Genomic DNA, 14703 nt, shown 5'->3' with positions numbered 1-14703 from the left:
CTATGGGGTGGGTGCGCTCTCGTCGGCCCGCGGCGCGGCGATGGTGCGCACGGCGTCGGCCGGCACGGCAACCCCGCTCGGGGTGACCGAGCCGACCAGGCTCGCCGACTCACCCTCCGCCCCGTCCGCAGGCTCTCCCTCCACCGTCTCGGCCGGGGTGGTCGCCGAGGCCTCCGCCGCCTCCGGGGAGTCGTGGAGCCGGGTCGTGCCCAGCACCCCACGGATCTCCTGCGCCGACAGCGCCCCGAGCCGCAGGACGACGGGCTCCTCCCCCGTGCAGTCCAGGATGGTCGAGGGCCGGCCCCCGGTCCGCGGACCCCCGTCGAGGTAGGCGGCGACCGCGCCGCCGAGCTGGTCGAGGGCCTCCTGCGCGGTGGTGGCCGCGGGGTGACCGGTGACGTTGGCGCTGGTCACCGCCAGCGGGCCGACCTCGGCGAGCAGCGCCAGGGCGATCTCGTCGTCGGGCATGCGCAGCGCCACGGTCCCGTTGGTCTCCCCCAGGTCCCACTGCAGCGACGGCTGGGCGCGCAGCACGAGGGTGAGCGGACCGGGCCAGAACTGCCGCATGAGGATGCGGGCGTACATCGGCACGTCGGTCGCCAGCCCGTCGACCGTCCGCGGGTTCGGCACGAGGACCGGCGGAGGCATCTCCCGGCCACGATGCTTGGCCGCCAGCACCATCGCCACGGCGACGACGTCGAAGGCGTCGGCGCCGACGCCGTAGACCGTGTCGGTCGGCAGGACGACCACCTTGCCCTCGCGCACGACCGCGGCAGCGCGCTCCAGGGCGTCCTCCCGCTGCTGCTCGTCGACGCAGTCGAGCAACCGGTCCTGCAGCGGCGCGGTGCCGGACATGGGGCCTCCCTCGGGGTGCTGGGCGTGGGCGGCCCCATCTTCCCACGTCAGACCGGAGGCGGTTCGACTTGCACGGCGCCTGCGGAACCAGTTGGGTGAGGTGTTGCCCACGGCGGGCGCAACAGACGTGCCCGCCTCGACACAAGGAGAGTGACCCGTATGCGCGGTAGCGGCCTGATCTGGACCATCGTGGGCGTTCTGCTCATCATCGCCCTGCTGATCTTCATCTTCTGATCACCCCCGACCCTGACGTCGGTGGCCCCTGAGGGGTCCGCCCGACGGTCCGCACCAGCCCCGGCGCCGACGGCACCGGGGCTCGTGCGTGCCCGGGGCCGTGCGGGTCCGGGGGTGCCCCCCCCGGCGCCGGTGGGTCGTGGGTCTCAGCGACGGGTCGCGGTGACGACCCGCGGGCGCCCGGTGAGGTCGTCGTGGTCGGTCACGTCCGACCACCCGGCACCGGTGAGCAGCGCGACGACCGCCGAGGACTGGACGTCGGCGTGCTCCATGAGCAGCACCCCGCCCGGGCGCAGCAGGACCATCGCCCGCGCGGCGAGCAGGCCCGGCAGCAGGAGCCCGTCCGCTCCCCCGCCGTAGAGCGCCAGCTCCGGGTCGTGGTCGCGGACCTCGACGTCCACCGGCACCGCGTCGGGCGGGATGTAGGGAGGGTTGCTCACCACGACGTCCACCCGACCACGCCGGTCGTCGAAGGAGTCCTGCGCGGGACCCAGCCGCAGGTCGACCGGGAGGCCGGTGCGCGCGAGGTTGGCCTGCGCGTAGCGGTGCGCGTCCGGCGACAGCTCGACCGCGCCCACGTGGGCGTCCGGACGCCGGTGGGCCAGCGCCAGCGCGATCGCCCCGCTGCCGGTGCACAGGTCCACGACGGAGGGGCTGGGCCGCGGCTCCAGCGCCGCCAGCGCCAGGCGGACGAGCGTCTCGGTCTCCGGGCGGGGCACGAACACCCCGGGCCCCACCAGCAGCTCGAGGCCGGCGAACCAGGCGGTCCCCGTGAGGTGCTGCAGCGGCACCCGGTCGGCGCGGCGCACCACGAGGTCGAGGAACGCGCCGTGGGCCTCCGGGGGCACCTGCTCACGCATCACCCGGGCCCGGCGCAGCTGCGGAGCGTCCAGCCCCATCGCGTGGGCCAGCAGCAGCTCGGCGTCCACCTCCGGGCTGGCGACCCCCGCCTGCCGGAGCCGGCCGGTGGCGGCGCGGACGAGCTCGTCGACGCTCACGACACCGCCCCACGCCGACGGCGTGGTGGGTCCGTGCCGTCCTGGCGAGCCGGAGCCACCAGGGCACCCGGGACCGGCGTCACTGCTCCCCCGCCGCCGCCAGCCGGGCGGCCTCGTCGGCCTCGACCGCGGACCGCACGACCGGGTCGAGGTCGCCGTCCAGGACCTGGTCCAGGTTGTAGGCCTTGAAACCGGTGCGGTGGTCGGCGATGCGGTTCTCACCGAAGTTGTAGGTGCGGATCCGCTCGCTGCGGTCCACCGTGCGGATCTGGCTGCGCCGGACCGCGCTCGCCGCCTGCTCCGCCTCCTCGACCGCGATCTGGTGCAGGCGGGCGCGCAGCACGCGCAGCGCGGACTCCTTGTTCTGGAGCTGGCTCTTCTCGTTCTGGCAGGAGACCACCAGGCCGGTCGGCAGGTGCGTGATGCGTACGGCCGAGTCGGTGGTGTTGACCGACTGACCCCCCGGCCCCGAGGAGCGGAAGACGTCGACCTTGAGGTCGTTCGGGTCCAGCTCGACCTCGGCGGGGTCCTCGAGGTCCGGCATGACCAGCACCCCGGCGGCGGAGGTGTGCACCCGCCCCTGGCTCTCGGTCACGGGGACCCGCTGCACGCGGTGGACGCCGCCCTCGTACTTCAGCCGCGCCCACGGCGCCTCTCCCGGCGCGGGCGTCCCGGGGGCGGTCACCGAGACCCGGGCCTCCTTGTAGCCCCCGAGGTCGGACGGGGTGGCGTCCAGGAGCTCGGTGCGCCACCCGCGGCGCTCGGCGTAGCGGAGGTACATCCGCAGGAGGTCACCGGCGAAGAGGGCCGACTCCTCTCCCCCCTCACCGGCCTTGACCTCGAGGATGACGTCCCGGTCGTCGTCGGGGTCGCGTGGCACCAGCTGACGGCGCAGCCGCTCGGCGGCGTCCTGCTCGGCGGCCTCGAGGGCGGGGAGCTCCTGGGCGAAGCCCTCGTCCTCCGCGGCGAGCTCGCGCGCGGCCTCCAGGTCCCCCCTCGCGGCCTCCCAGGACCGGTAGGCCGTCACGGTCGCCGTGAGCGCGGCATACCGGGTGTTGAGGCGGCGCAGGGCCGCCGGGTCGCCGTGCACCGACGGGTCGGCGAGCCGGCGCTCGATGTCGGCGTGCTCCTCGAGCAGCGGCCGGGCGGAGTCGAACACCGTGTCCTCCTGGGGTCACGAGCCGGGATGGGGCGCCGCGCGGCCCGGCACGGGCGTGGGCGACGGCGAGATGACCCGGGCCGGGACGACGAACGCCGGCCCCGCGAGCTGTCGCGGGACCGGCGAACGTGGGTGCTAGTTGGCGGCCTTCTTGCCGTAGCGCTCCTGGAAGCGGGCGACGCGCCCACCGGTGTCCAGGATCTTCTGCTTGCCGGTGTAGAAGGGGTGGCACTGCGAGCAGACGTCGGCGCTGATGCGGCCCGACGTGGCGGTGCTGCGGGTGGTGAACGACGCACCGCAGGTGCAGGTGACCTGGGTCTCGACGTAGTCCGGGTGGATGTCCTTCTGCATGTCTCTCCTTGGGTGGCGTGGTGTCCCCGGGTCGCCCGTGCGGGAGCACGGGCGTGAACCGGTGGGCCAGCGGATCAGTCTACGCGACCGGGGCGGGTGCGGTGCACCGCTCAGTCGTCGTCGTCCAGCCGGACCGAGCTGGTCTGCTGGACCTGGGTGAGGAACTCGTAGTTGTGCTTCGTCTTCTTCAACCGGTCGAGGAGCAGCTCGATTCCCTGCTGCTGGTCGAGGGCGGACAGCACCCGGCGCAGCTTCCACATGATCTTGAGCTCCTCGGAGGACATGAGGATCTCCTCGCGCCGCGTGCTCGAGGCGTTGACGTCCACGGCCGGGAAGGTCCGGCGGTCCGCCAGGTGGCGGGAGAGCTTGAGCTCCATGTTGCCGGTGCCCTTGAACTCCTCGAAGATCACCTCGTCCATCTTGGACCCGGTCTCCACCAGCGCCGTCGCGAGGATGGTCAGCGAGCCGCCCTCCTCGATGTTGCGCGCGGCACCGAAGAACTTCTTCGGCGGGTAGAGCGCGGCGGAGTCGACACCACCGGACAGGATCCGGCCCGAGGCCGGGGCCGCCAGGTTGTAGGCGCGGCCCAGGCGGGTGATGCCGTCGAGCAGCACCACGACGTCCTGGCCCAGCTCGACGAGGCGCTTGGCCCGCTCGATCGCCAGCTCGGCCACCATCGTGTGGTCGCTCGCCGGGCGGTCGAAGGTCGAGGAGATGACCTCGCCCTTGACGTTGCGCTGGAAGTCGGTGACCTCCTCCGGACGCTCGTCCACCAGGACGATCATCAGGTGGACCTCGGGGTTGTTGGTGGTGATGGCGTTGGCGATGGACTGCATGACCATCGTCTTGCCCGCCTTGGGCGGGCTGACGATGAGCCCGCGCTGCCCCTTGCCGATCGGCGTCACCAGGTCGATGACCCGGGTGGTGAGGTTCTTCTGCTCGGTCTCCAGCCGCAGCCGCTGCTGCGGGTAGAGCGGGGTGAGGCTGGAGAAGTCGGGCCGGCGCCGGCCCTGGTCAGGCTCCTGGCCGTTGATGCTGTCCAGCCGCACGAGGGCGCTGAACTTGCCCTTGTCGCGCTTGTTGCCCGTGGAGGAGACGGTGTGCTGGCCGACGTCGCTGCCGTCCTGCGGGGCCTTGATGGCCCCGGTGACCGCGTCACCCTTGCGCAGGCCGTGCTTCTTGACCAGGCCCATGGGGACGTAGACGTCGGTGGGGCCGGGCAGGTAGCCGGTGGTCCGGATGAAGGCGTAGTTGTCGAGCAGGTCGACGACGCCACCGACGGGGACGAGCACGTCCTCCTCGGAGTAGCTCTCGGTGTCCTGCTGCTGCGGCTGACCCCCGGTGGTCGGCTGGGTGCCACGGCCCCGCTTGCGGTCGCGGTTGCGGTTGCGGCTGCGGCGGCGTCCGCGGCGACCACCCTCGTCGTCGGACCAGTCGCCCTCGCCGTCGCGGCCCTGCTGGCCCTGCCGGTCGTCCTGGGTGCGCTGGCCGCCGTCGCGGCGGTCGTCCTGCCGGCCCTGCTGACCCTGGCGGTCGTCCTGGCGCTGGTCGCGGCCCTGCTGACCCTGCCGGTCGTCCTGGGTGCGCTGGCCGCCCTCGCGGCGGTCGTCCTGCCGGCCCTGCTGACCCTGGCGGTCGTCCTGGCGCTGGTCGCGGCCCTGCTGACCCTGGCGGTCGTCCTGGGTGCGCTGGCCGCCGTCACGGTGCTCCTCGCCGGTCGGCGCGGAGCCCCCGGCGGCCGGGTCGCCCCCGGAGCGGTCCTGCCCCTCGGTGCGCTCCTGCTGGTCGGCCTGCCGCTCCTGCTCGCTGCGGGGTGCGCCGGCGCCCGAGCCTCCGCGGCGGCTGCGCCGCGTGCGCGAGGCCCCGGCGGCGCCGGTGGTGTCCTCGCGCTCGGCCTGCGCCCGGTCCAGGGCGGCCTCGATGGCGTCCTGGCGGCCGGCGGAGCCGTTGGTGCTGGCAGCGCCCCCGCGACGCTCCCGGATGGCGGAGACCAGGTCGGCCTTGCGCATCTTGTTGTTCACGGTGATGCCCATGCCCGACGCGAGCTCCTGGAGCTCGGCCAGACGAAGGGTGCTCAGCGCGCCCGTGCGGGTCGCGCTGGCGTCGGTGATCTCAGTCACGTGGGATTCCTTCCCCCTCGGTCGCAACCGGTTCGGGGCCTAGGGTGTCGCGGTGCACGGAAGGTGGCACCGCTGTCGGACTCGGCACGGGGACGACCGGTGCAGCGGCCTCAGTATCAGGACACGTCGCGAAGCCGACGGCCCGTGCGTGGAGTGCCTCGGAGCCGAGCACCGATGTGTCCGGCCGTGTCACGAGGCGTCCTCACGATAACACGGTGGTGGGCCGGGCCCCTACCGGCCACGGCCTCACCGGGCCCGGGCCGCCCGCACCAGGTCCCCCAGCACGGCCGAGGCCGTCTGGTCGCCGCCGGCACCCGCTCCGGTGAGCCGCACGGACCCGGCCAGCACGGCGTCGATCTCCACGACGTTGGTGCCGCCGCGGGCCTGCGCGAGCGGGTCGTCGGCCGTGAGTGCGGTGGGGGCGACCCGGGTGCGGACCCGGCCGTCGGGGTCCCGCCGCGCGTCGGCCACGAGCTTGAGCACCTCGCCCCGCCCGGCGGCCTGCGCGAAGTCGGCGTCGGTGAGGCCCGAGATGCCCGTGGTCTCGACCTCGTCGAGGGGCACCGCCACCCCCCAGGCCGTCCGGGCCAGGATCGCCACCTTGGCGGCGGCGTCCAGGCCCTCGAGGTCCTCGGTGGGGTCCGCCTCGAGGTAGCCCAGCTCGCCGGCCTGGCGGACGGCGTCGGCGAAGGGGACCCCCTCGCGGGCCACGAGGTCGAGCACGTAGTTGGTGGAGCCGTTGACGATCCCCCGGATCGTCGTGATCTCGTCGCCGGCCAGCGCCTCGCGCACGACGGCGAGGACGGGCACCGCGGCCATGACCGCCGCCTCGTAGTGCAGCCCGCCCCCGTGCTCGCGGGCGAGCGCGTGCAGCTCCTCACCCCGGCGCGCCACCAGCTGCTTGTTGGCCGTGACCACCTGCGCACCCCGGCGCAGGGCGGCCTCGACGAGCGACCCGGCGGGCTCGGTCCCGCCCATGACCTCGACGACCACCTCGGCGTCCGGGTCCTCGGCGAGCGCGGTGGCGTCGGTGGTCAGCAGCGGCGCCGGTATGCCGTCACGCACCCGGGTGGCGTCGCGCACCGCGACCCCGGTGAGCTCGGGGCGTCGACCCAGCGTCGCGGCATACCGGTCGGCGTGCTGCAGCAGCTGACGGGCGACGGCGGCGCCGACGGTGCCGCCGCCCAGCAGGGCGACGCGCAGGACGGAGGAGGAGGCGGGGGAGGGCACGGGTGGCTCCAGGAGTCGGGGGCGGGGCGGTCCGGCGCCGGGGGCGGGCCCGGCGCCCTCGGTCACATGCGCTCGGGAGCGCTGACGCCGAGCAGGCTGAGGCCGTTGGCCAGCACCTGGCGGGTGGCGTCGTTCAGCCAGAGGCGGGAGCGGTGCAGGTCGGTGATCTCCTCCTCGGCGCTCGTCGGCCGGACCCGGCACTCGTCGTACCACTTGTGGAAGTGGCTCGACAGGTCCTCCAGGTAGCGGGCCACCCGGTGCGGCTCGCGCAGCTGGGCGGACTGGGCGACGACCCGGGGGAAGTCGCCGAGGGCCGCGAGCAGGACCGACTCGGTGGGGTGGCCCAGCAGGCCGGGGTCGAAGCCGTCCTCGCGGCGCACCCCGTCCTCACCGGCGAGCCGGGCGACGTTGCAGGTGCGGGCGTGGGCGTACTGCACGTAGAAGACCGGGTTGTCGTTGGACCGCCGGCGCAGCTCCTCGCCGTCCAGGTCCAGCGGGGTGTCGGCCGGGAAGCGGCCCAGGCTGTAGCGGATGGGGTCGGCCCCGATCCACTCCAGCAGGTCGGAGAGGTAGACCGCGTTGCCGCGGCGGCGCCCCATCCGCTCCCCGCTGATGTTGATGAGCTGGCCGATGAGGACCTCGATGTTGGTGTCCGGGTCGTCCCCGGCGCAGGCGGCGATCGCCTTGAGCCGCCCCACGTAGCCGTGGTGGTCGGCCCCGAGCATGTAGACCTTCTCGGTGAACCCGCGGTCCTTCTTGGACAGGTAGTAGGCGCAGTCCGCGGCGAAGTAGGTGGGCTCGCCGTTGGCCCGGATGAGGACCCGGTCCTTGTCGTCCCCGAAGTCGGTCGTGCGCAGCCACACCGCCCCGTCGGCGTCGAAGACGTGGCCCTGCTCGCGCAGCCGGTCCACGGCCTGCTCGACCGCGCCGGCGTCGTGCAGGCTCTTCTCGCTGAACCACACGTCGAAGGTCACGTGGAAGGCCGTCAGGGTCTGCTCGTTGGCCGCGACCTGCAGCGCCATCCCGGTCTCCCGGCAGACCTCGAGCGCCTCCGGCTCGGGCAGCGACAGCAGGTCCGGGCGGGCCAGCCGGACCTGCTCGGCCAGCGCGTCGACGTAGTCGCCGGCGTAGCCACCCTCCGGGACCTCCTCGCCGCGGGCGCGGGCCAGGACCGAGGACGCCAGCCGCTGGGTCTGCGCGCCCGCGTCGTTGGTGTAGTGCTCGGCGGTGACGTCCGCGCCGCTGGCCGCGAGCAGGCGGTGCAGCGCGTCGCCCAGGGCGGCCCACCGGGTGTGCCCGATGTGCAGCGGTCCGGTCGGGTTGGCGGACACGAACTCCAGGTTGATGGTGCGGCCGGCCATGGTCTCGTTGCGGCCGTAGGCGGCACCGGCCTCCACGATGTCCCGGGCCAGAGCGCCCGCGCTGGCGGCGTCCAGGGTGATGTTGAGGAAGCCCGGTCCGGCGACCTCGACCCCGGCCACCCCGTCGACGCCCCCCAGCCCGGCGGCCACCACCTCGGCGACCCGGCGCGGCGGCATCCCCGCGCGCCCCGCCAGCTGCAGCGCCACGTTGCTCGCCCAGTCACCGTGCTCCCGGCTCCGCGGTCGCTCGACACGCAGCGCCTCGGCGGCCGGGAGGTCGCCCTCGGCCAGGGGCAGGTCACCGGCGCGGGCGGCCTCGGTGAGCACGGCATGGATCGCTGCAGCGAGCTGTTCGGGGGTCACCCGCTGCAGTCTAGGGCCGCCGCGCAGCGGCCCCCGCACGGGGATTTCAGCCACCCCTGCGACGCTGCTAGAGTTGTCGGCTGTTGCCCCCGTAGCTCAGGGGATAGAGCACCGCCCTCCGGAGGCGGGTGCGCAGGTTCGAATCCTGCCGGGGGCGCTCCCCTCCTTCGGGAGGAGGCGCAGGCAACACTCCTGCGAGGGAGGTGTCAGGGTTCCTGGTGGGCCCCCCGGGTTTCAAACCCGTGGAACGGCGACCCGTCGTCGTTGGCAGGTTCGATTCCTGTCCGCCTCCGCCACGGCCCGCAGCCGGGCCACCACCTCCGAGAGACCGGGGAGGACCACCATGTCCGGTGACCCACCCCCACCCCCTCCCGCACCTGCCGCGCCCGACCCGCGCCGCGGCATACCCCCCGTCGACGGCGTCCTGCGCCACCCCGCGGTGGTGGACCACGTCGCCCTCGTCGGCCGGCAGCGGGCGCTGGGGGTCGCGCAGGCGGTGCTGCGGCAGGCGCGCGAGGGCGCGCTCCCCCCCGACGACGTCGTGGAGGAGGTCGCCGCCCGCCTGGGCGGGCTCACGGCGCCCGCCGGCACCCGGCCGGTCCTCAACGCCACCGGCGTGGTCGTGCACACCAACCTCGGCCGGGCCCCGCTCGGGGCGGCGGCCACCCAGGCGCTCGTCGACGCCGCGGGGTATGCCGACGTCGAGCTCGACCTCGCGACCGGGCGCCGGGGGCGTCGGGGCGGGGACGTGGTCGACGCCCTGCTGCGGGCGGTGCCCGAGGCGGGCGACGTGCTCGTCGTCAACAACGGCGCGGCCGCCCTGCTGCTCGCGATGACCGCGCTGGCGGCCGGCCGCGAGGTGCTGGTGAGCCGCGGCGAGCTCGTCGAGATCGGTGACGGCTTCCGGCTGCCCGACCTCGTCGGGTCCAGCGGGGCGCGACTGCTCGAGGTGGGCACGACGAACCGGACGCACCGGGCCGACTACGAGCGCGCGCTCGCCGGCTCCCCCGCCGGACCCGGCGTGGCCGCCCTGCTCAAGGTGCACCCCGGCAACTACCGCGTCACCGGCTTCACCTCCGCCGTGCCGGTGGCCGACCTGGCGCAGGTCGCCCGCGCCGCGGGCCTGCCCCTGGTCGTCGACACCGGCAGCGGGCTGCTCGAGCCGGACCCGGCGCTGCCGGACGAGCCCGACGCCCGGTCAGCCCTGCGCGACGGGGCCGGGCTGGTGGTCGCCAGCGCCGACAAGCTGCTCGGCGGGCCGCAGGCCGGGCTGGTGCTCGGCGACGCGGACCTCGTCGGGCGGCTGCGCCGGCACCCGGTGGCGCGGGCCCTGCGGGTCGACAAGCTCACCCTCGCCGCCCTGGGCGCGACGCTGCGGGACCCGCGCCCTGCCCCGGTCACGGCGGCCCGGCGGGCCGGTGCGGAGGAGCTGCGCGAGCGGGTCGAGGCCCTGCGGTGGACGCTGGCCCGGCACGGGCTGACCGCCGAGGCCGTGCCGCACGACGGCCGTGTCGGGGGTGGCGGCGCCCCCGGTGTGCCGCTGCCCGGCTGGGCGCTGGCGCTGCCGGAGGGCCTGGCCGGACCGTTGCGCCTCGGCGACCCCGCCGTGCTGGCGCGGGTGCACGAGGGGCGCTGCCTGGTGGACCCGCGGTGCGTGCCGCCCGCGCAGGACGCCGCGCTGGCCGGTGCGGTCCTCGCCGCCGCCGGAGGGGTCGGCGACGTCACCGCGGGCGGGCCTCCGGCGGGTGGGCCGCCGGCGCGATGAGCGTCGTCGCCACCGCCGGTCACGTCGACCACGGCAAGTCGGCCCTGGTCCGCGCCCTCACCGGCATGGAGCCCGACCGCTGGGAGGCAGAGCGCCGGCGCGGCCTCACCATCGACCTGGGGTATGCGTGGACGACCCTCCCCGAGGTCGGCCCGGTGGCCTTCGTCGACGTGCCCGGGCACCGCCGGTTCATCGGCAACATGCTCAGCGGCATCGGGCCGGCGGCGGGGGTGCTGCTCGTCGTGGCCGCCGACGGAGGCTGGAGCGCGCAGTCCGAGGAGCACCTGCGGGCCGTCCACGCCCTGCGGCTGCGGCACGGCGTGCTCGCCGTCACCCGCACCGACCTCGCCGACCCCGCTCCGGCGCTCGCGGCGACCCGCGAGCGCCTGCGCGGGACCAGCCTGGAGGGCATACCGGCGGTGACGGTGTCGGCGCGCACCGGGGACGGCGTGGCACGGCTGCGCGCGGAGCTCGCCGCGCTGACCCGCCGGATGCCCCGCCCCCCGTCCGACGCCCCCGTGCGGCTGTGGGTCGACCGCAGCTTCGGCGTGCGCGGCGCGGGGACCGTCGTCACCGGCACCCTGGCCGCCGGGCGGGTGGGCGGCGGCGCCACCCTGGCCCTCGTGCCCGTCCGCGACGGACGCACCCGGGCGGTGGTGGTGCGTGGCGTCCACAGCATGGACCGCGCCGTCGCGGAGGCCCTGGGTCCCGTCCGGGTGGCGCTCAACCTGCGCGGGGTGGAGGTCGCCGACGTCGGCCGGGGCCAGGCCCTGCTGTCCCCCGACCACCCCTGGTGGCCCTCGACCCGGGCCGACGTGCTCCTCGACGACGACCGGCTGCCGGCCGAGGTGACCCTGCACGTCGGCACGGCCGCGGTCCCCGCCCGCGTGCGGACGCTGGCCGGGGTCCACGCGCGGGTCTCCTGGGAGGCGCCCCTGCCGCTGGCCCCGGGCGACCGCCTCATCCTGCGCGAGCCCGGACGCGAGGGCGCCCTGGTGGGTGCCCTCGTCCTCGACGCCGTCACCCCGCCGCTGCGCGGCGCCGGCTCGGCGCGGCACCGCGCGGCCGCGCTGGGGCCGGCGACCGGCCGTACCGTCGTGGCGGGGGGACGGTCCGTCTCCGCCGCCACCGCGGGCGCCTGGCGCGAGGCGCTGCTCGGTCTGGTCGACCGACAGGCCGCGCGCGACCCGCTCACCCCGGGGGTGGACGCCGACGTCGCCCTGGGCGAGCTGCGCCGCCGCGTCGGTATGCCGGACCTCACCACCCTGCACGCCGTCGCGGAGGAGGCCGGGCTGGCCACCGAGGGTGGTCGCCTCGGGCGCGACCGCGGGGCGCAGGAGCCGGACGGGCTGGCCGAGGTCCTGCGCCGGCTGCGGGCGGACCCGCTGGACTCCCCCTCCCGGCCCGAGCTCGAGCAGCTGCGGCTGGGCCCGCGCGAGGTCGCCGCCGCGGCCCGCACGGCCGGCGTGCTGCGGCTGCCGGGTGACGTGCTGCTGGGTGCCGCCGCCGTCGAGGAGGCGGTCCACCGGCTCCGCGGGCTGCCGCAGCCGTTCACCCCCGCCCAGGCACGCGCCTCGCTCGGCACCAGCCGCCGGGTGCTCATCCCGCTGCTGGAGCACCTCGACTCCCGCGGTCTCACCCACCGCGGTCCCGACGGGCGACGCAGCGTCACGGGACGGGCGGGCGGCCGGGGGTGACCTGGTCAGGGGCCCGCTGGCTAGGGTGACGGGATGACGGCGAGCAGCAGCACTGCCCGACCGCGGCTCACCACGCTGGCGGCCGGTGGGGGGTGCGCCTGCAAGATCCCGGCCGAGCGGCTCGAGCACCTCGTCTCCGGTCTCGGGGCGCCGGCCGACGGGTCCCTGCTGGTCGGGCTGGAGCACGGGGACGACGCCGCCGCGGTGCGCCTCGACGAGGGGTCGGGCCTGGCACTGCTGTCCACCGCGGACTTCTTCACGCCGGTCGTCGACGACCCGGCCGACTGGGGCCGGATCGCGGCGGCCAACGCCCTGTCCGACATCTACGCCATGGGGGGCACCCCCGTCCTCGCGATCAACCTGCTCGGCTGGCCCGACGGGCTCGACGACGACCTGGCCCGGGAGGTGCTGCGCGGTGGGGCGGCACTCGCGGCCGAGGCCGGCTGCCCGCTCGCCGGCGGCCACTCCATCACCGCTCCGGAGCCCCTCTACGGCCTGGCCGTCACCGGCACGGCCCGCGCCGACGCGCTCATCACCAACGACGCGGCGCGTCCCGGCCTGCCCATCACCCTCACCAAGCCCCTCGGCACCGGGATCCTCAACAACCGGCACGGACGCACCGGCGAGGTCGTGCCCGAGGCGGTCGCCACGATGACCGCGCTCAACCGCGGCGCCTCCGAGGCGGCGGTGGCCGCGGGGGTCCGCGCGGGCACCGACGTCACCGGCTTCGGCCTGCTCGGCCACCTGTGGAAGCTCTGCCGCGCCTCCGGCGTCGGCGCCGAGCTCGACGTCGCGGCCGTCCCCACGATCGAGGGCGCCCGCGAGAGCCTCGCCGCCGGCTACCTGCCCGGCGGCAGCCGCCGCAACCTCGACTGGGTGCGCCCCCACCTGGAGGTGGGGGCGGGCGTCGAGGAGGACGACCTGCTCCTGCTCGCGGACGCCCAGACCAGCGGCGGGCTGCTCCTCGTCGGGGAGCTCCCGCCCGGCGTGGGCACCGTCGTCGGCCGCACCGTCGCCTCGCCCCGACCCACCCTGACCCTGCGCTGAGGCCGTCCTGCCGGTGCCCGCGGCGGCGCTCTACGGTGAGGGCATGACCGAGCTCACCCTCCCCCTCGTCGCCGGCTCCTCCCTCACGGTCGGTGACACCTACGACAACGTGGACCCGGCCGACGGGTCGGTCCTCGGCCGGGTCGCGCGCAGCGGCGCGGAGGAGGTGGACCGGGCCGTCCGGGCGGCCGCGCAGGCGCAGCCCGCGTGGGCGGCGACCCCCACCGAGCAGCGGGCCGACGCCCTGACCCGCCTCGCCGCCCTCGTCGACCGGGACCGCGAGCAGCTGGCCCGCACCGAGTCCCAGGACACCGGCAAGCCCCTCTCCCAGGCCCGCGCCGACGCCACCGTCGCCGCCCGCTACTTCCGCTACTACGGCCGCGTCCTCGAGGCGGCCTACGGCGACACCATCCCGCTCGGCCCGGACACCCACGTCTACACCCGGCGCGAGCCCTACGGCGTCGTCGGCAGCATCGTGGCCTGGAACTACCCGCTGCAGCTCGCCTCCCGCTCCATCGCCGCCGCCACCGCGACCGGCAACGCCGTCGTGCTCAAGCCGGCCGACGAGACCCCGCGGACGGCCGTGGCGGCTGGCCGGGCTGGCGATGGAGGCCGGCCTGCCCGCGGGCGTCGTCAACGTCGTGCCCGGCCTGGGTGCCGAGGCGGGGGCGGCCCTCACCGCCCACCCGCAGGTGGCCCACCTCGGCTTCGTGGGGTCCACGCAGACCGGGCGGCAGGTGGCGCACGCCGCCGCGGAGCGCGTGGTCCCCGCGGTGCTGGAGCTGGGCGGCAAGTCGGCGCACGTCGTCTTCCCGGACGCCGACCTCGACACCGCCGCCGAGGCCATCACCCGCAGCATCCTCCAGAACGCCGGTCAGACCTGCTCGGCGGGGTCGCGCTCGTCGTCCACACCGACGTCCGCGCCGAGCTGGTCGCCGCGGTCGCGGACCGCTTCCGGGCGACCACGCTGGGCGCCGGCCTGGACGACCCCGACCTCGGCCCCCTCGTGTCCCTGCGCCAGCAGGAGCGGGTGCGCGGCTACGTCGAGGGCGCCTCGAGCGGCGACGTCGTCGTGGGCGGCTCGGCCCCGCCCCCGGACGGCGCCCTCGCCGGCGGGGCGTTCTGGCTGCCCACGCTCATCGACGGGGTCGACCCGCGCGACCCGATCGCGCAGGAGGAGGTCTTCGGGCCGGTGCTCGTGACCCTGCCCTTCGAGGACGAGGCGCAGGCGCTCGCGCTCGCCAACGGCACGGCGTACGGGCTCATCGCCGCGCTGTGGACCCGCGACCTCTCACGGGCGCACCGCCTGGCGGGGGCGCTCGAGGCCGGCCAGGTCTTCGTCAACACCTTCGGTGCCGGCGGCGGCGTGGAACTGCCCTTCGGCGGCGTCAAGGCGTCGGGCTACGGGCGGGAGAAGGGGATCGAGGCGCTGGCCGGCTTCACCCACACCAAGACCGTGGTCGTCCGGCTGACCTGATCCCTCCCCCCGCAGGATGAGCCGGCGGGCCCCACGGATCCCTCCC

10 protein-coding genes, 2 tRNA genes and 2 pseudogenes are annotated in these 14703 nt (G+C 75.9%); 7 read left to right on the top strand and 7 right to left on the bottom strand.

The window, feature by feature from the left end:
• The 7 genes from FHD63_RS02990 to argS form a co-directional block, all read right to left on the bottom strand.
• Positions 1-855 carry an L-threonylcarbamoyladenylate synthase gene (locus tag FHD63_RS02990; protein ID WP_139720024.1) on the bottom strand — a complete coding sequence of 285 codons (855 nt, stop codon included), beginning with the start codon at positions 853-855 and terminating at the stop codon, positions 1-3.
• Positions 856-1235: 380 nt separating this feature from the next.
• Entirely contained in the window at positions 1236-2087 is an 852-nt protein-coding gene (gene prmC / locus FHD63_RS02985) for a peptide chain release factor N(5)-glutamine methyltransferase (RefSeq protein WP_139720022.1), read from the bottom strand.
• 79 nt (positions 2088-2166) lie between these two features.
• Positions 2167-3246 (bottom strand): peptide chain release factor 1, encoded by a 1080-nt coding sequence (gene prfA, locus FHD63_RS02980; protein ID WP_139720021.1) that lies wholly within the window; start codon positions 3244-3246, stop codon positions 2167-2169.
• 135 nt (positions 3247-3381) lie between these two features.
• Positions 3382-3597, bottom strand: coding sequence for a 50S ribosomal protein L31 (rpmE, locus tag FHD63_RS02975; protein WP_139720018.1), 216 nt, complete (start codon positions 3595-3597; stop codon positions 3382-3384).
• 110 nt (positions 3598-3707) lie between these two features.
• On the bottom strand, positions 3708-5717 hold the full coding sequence (rho, locus tag FHD63_RS02970; protein WP_139720017.1) for a transcription termination factor Rho: 2010 nt from the start codon (positions 5715-5717) through the stop codon (positions 3708-3710).
• Positions 5718-5963: 246 nt separating this feature from the next.
• The gene (locus tag FHD63_RS02965) at positions 5964-6947 is read right to left on the bottom strand and encodes a homoserine dehydrogenase (protein WP_158296694.1); all 984 of its coding nucleotides are present in this window, start codon (positions 6945-6947) and stop codon (positions 5964-5966) included.
• Between the two features lie 62 nt (positions 6948-7009).
• Positions 7010-8671 carry an arginine--tRNA ligase gene (gene argS, locus FHD63_RS02960; RefSeq protein ID WP_139720013.1) on the bottom strand — a complete coding sequence of 554 codons (1662 nt, stop codon included), beginning with the start codon at positions 8669-8671 and terminating at the stop codon, positions 7010-7012.
• Positions 8672-8756: 85 nt separating this feature from the next.
• On the opposite strand from argS, the gene FHD63_RS02955 reads away from it, so the two are divergent.
• The 7 genes and pseudogenes from FHD63_RS02955 (at position 8757) to FHD63_RS16430 (ending at position 14657) form a co-directional block, all read left to right on the top strand.
• Positions 8757-8828, top strand: a tRNA-Arg gene (locus tag FHD63_RS02955).
• A gap of 42 nt (positions 8829-8870) precedes the next feature.
• A tRNA-Sec gene (locus tag FHD63_RS02950) sits at positions 8871-8967 on the top strand.
• Between the two features lie 47 nt (positions 8968-9014).
• Entirely contained in the window at positions 9015-10436 is a 1422-nt protein-coding gene (gene selA / locus FHD63_RS02945) for an L-seryl-tRNA(Sec) selenium transferase (protein ID WP_139720011.1), read from the top strand.
• Positions 10433-12133: a selenocysteine-specific translation elongation factor gene (locus FHD63_RS02940; protein ID WP_139720009.1), complete on the top strand. Its 1701-nt coding sequence runs from the start codon at positions 10433-10435 to the stop codon at positions 12131-12133. Before selA ends, FHD63_RS02940 begins: the two co-directional genes overlap by 4 nt.
• Before the next feature lie 33 nt (positions 12134-12166).
• A complete protein-coding gene (gene selD / locus FHD63_RS02935) occupies positions 12167-13180 on the top strand; it encodes a selenide, water dikinase SelD (RefSeq protein WP_139720007.1) in 1014 nt (337 codons plus the stop codon).
• A 43-nt stretch (positions 13181-13223) separates the two neighbouring features.
• Positions 13224-13760 (top strand): annotated as a pseudogene (locus FHD63_RS16440) (aldehyde dehydrogenase family protein); the annotation flags it as partial.
• A gap of 25 nt (positions 13761-13785) precedes the next feature.
• A pseudogene (locus FHD63_RS16430) lies at positions 13786-14657 on the top strand (aldehyde dehydrogenase family protein).
• The last annotated feature ends 46 nt before the right edge of the window (positions 14658-14703 follow it).

The sequence above is a fragment of the Serinicoccus chungangensis genome, from assembly GCF_006337125.1.
Taxonomy (GTDB): domain Bacteria; phylum Actinomycetota; class Actinomycetes; order Actinomycetales; family Dermatophilaceae; genus Ornithinicoccus; species Ornithinicoccus chungangensis.
Note: the sequence above shows the minus strand (reverse complement) of the source record. Positions and strands in the feature narration are given on the sequence as shown.

Excerpts from the sequence above, each read along its gene's own strand:
- FHD63_RS02990 (WP_139720024.1), bottom strand. The coding sequence starts at position 855 with ATGTCCGGCACCGCGCCGCTGCAGGACCGGTTGCTCGACTGCGTCGAC.
- rpmE (WP_139720018.1), bottom strand. The coding sequence starts at position 3,597 with ATGCAGAAGGACATCCACCCGGACTACGTCGAGACCCAGGTCACCTGC.
- selA (WP_139720011.1), top strand. The coding sequence starts at position 9,015 with ATGTCCGGTGACCCACCCCCACCCCCTCCCGCACCTGCCGCGCCCGAC.
- FHD63_RS02940 (WP_139720009.1), top strand. The coding sequence starts at position 10,433 with ATGAGCGTCGTCGCCACCGCCGGTCACGTCGACCACGGCAAGTCGGCC.
- selD (WP_139720007.1), top strand. The coding sequence starts at position 12,167 with ATGACGGCGAGCAGCAGCACTGCCCGACCGCGGCTCACCACGCTGGCG.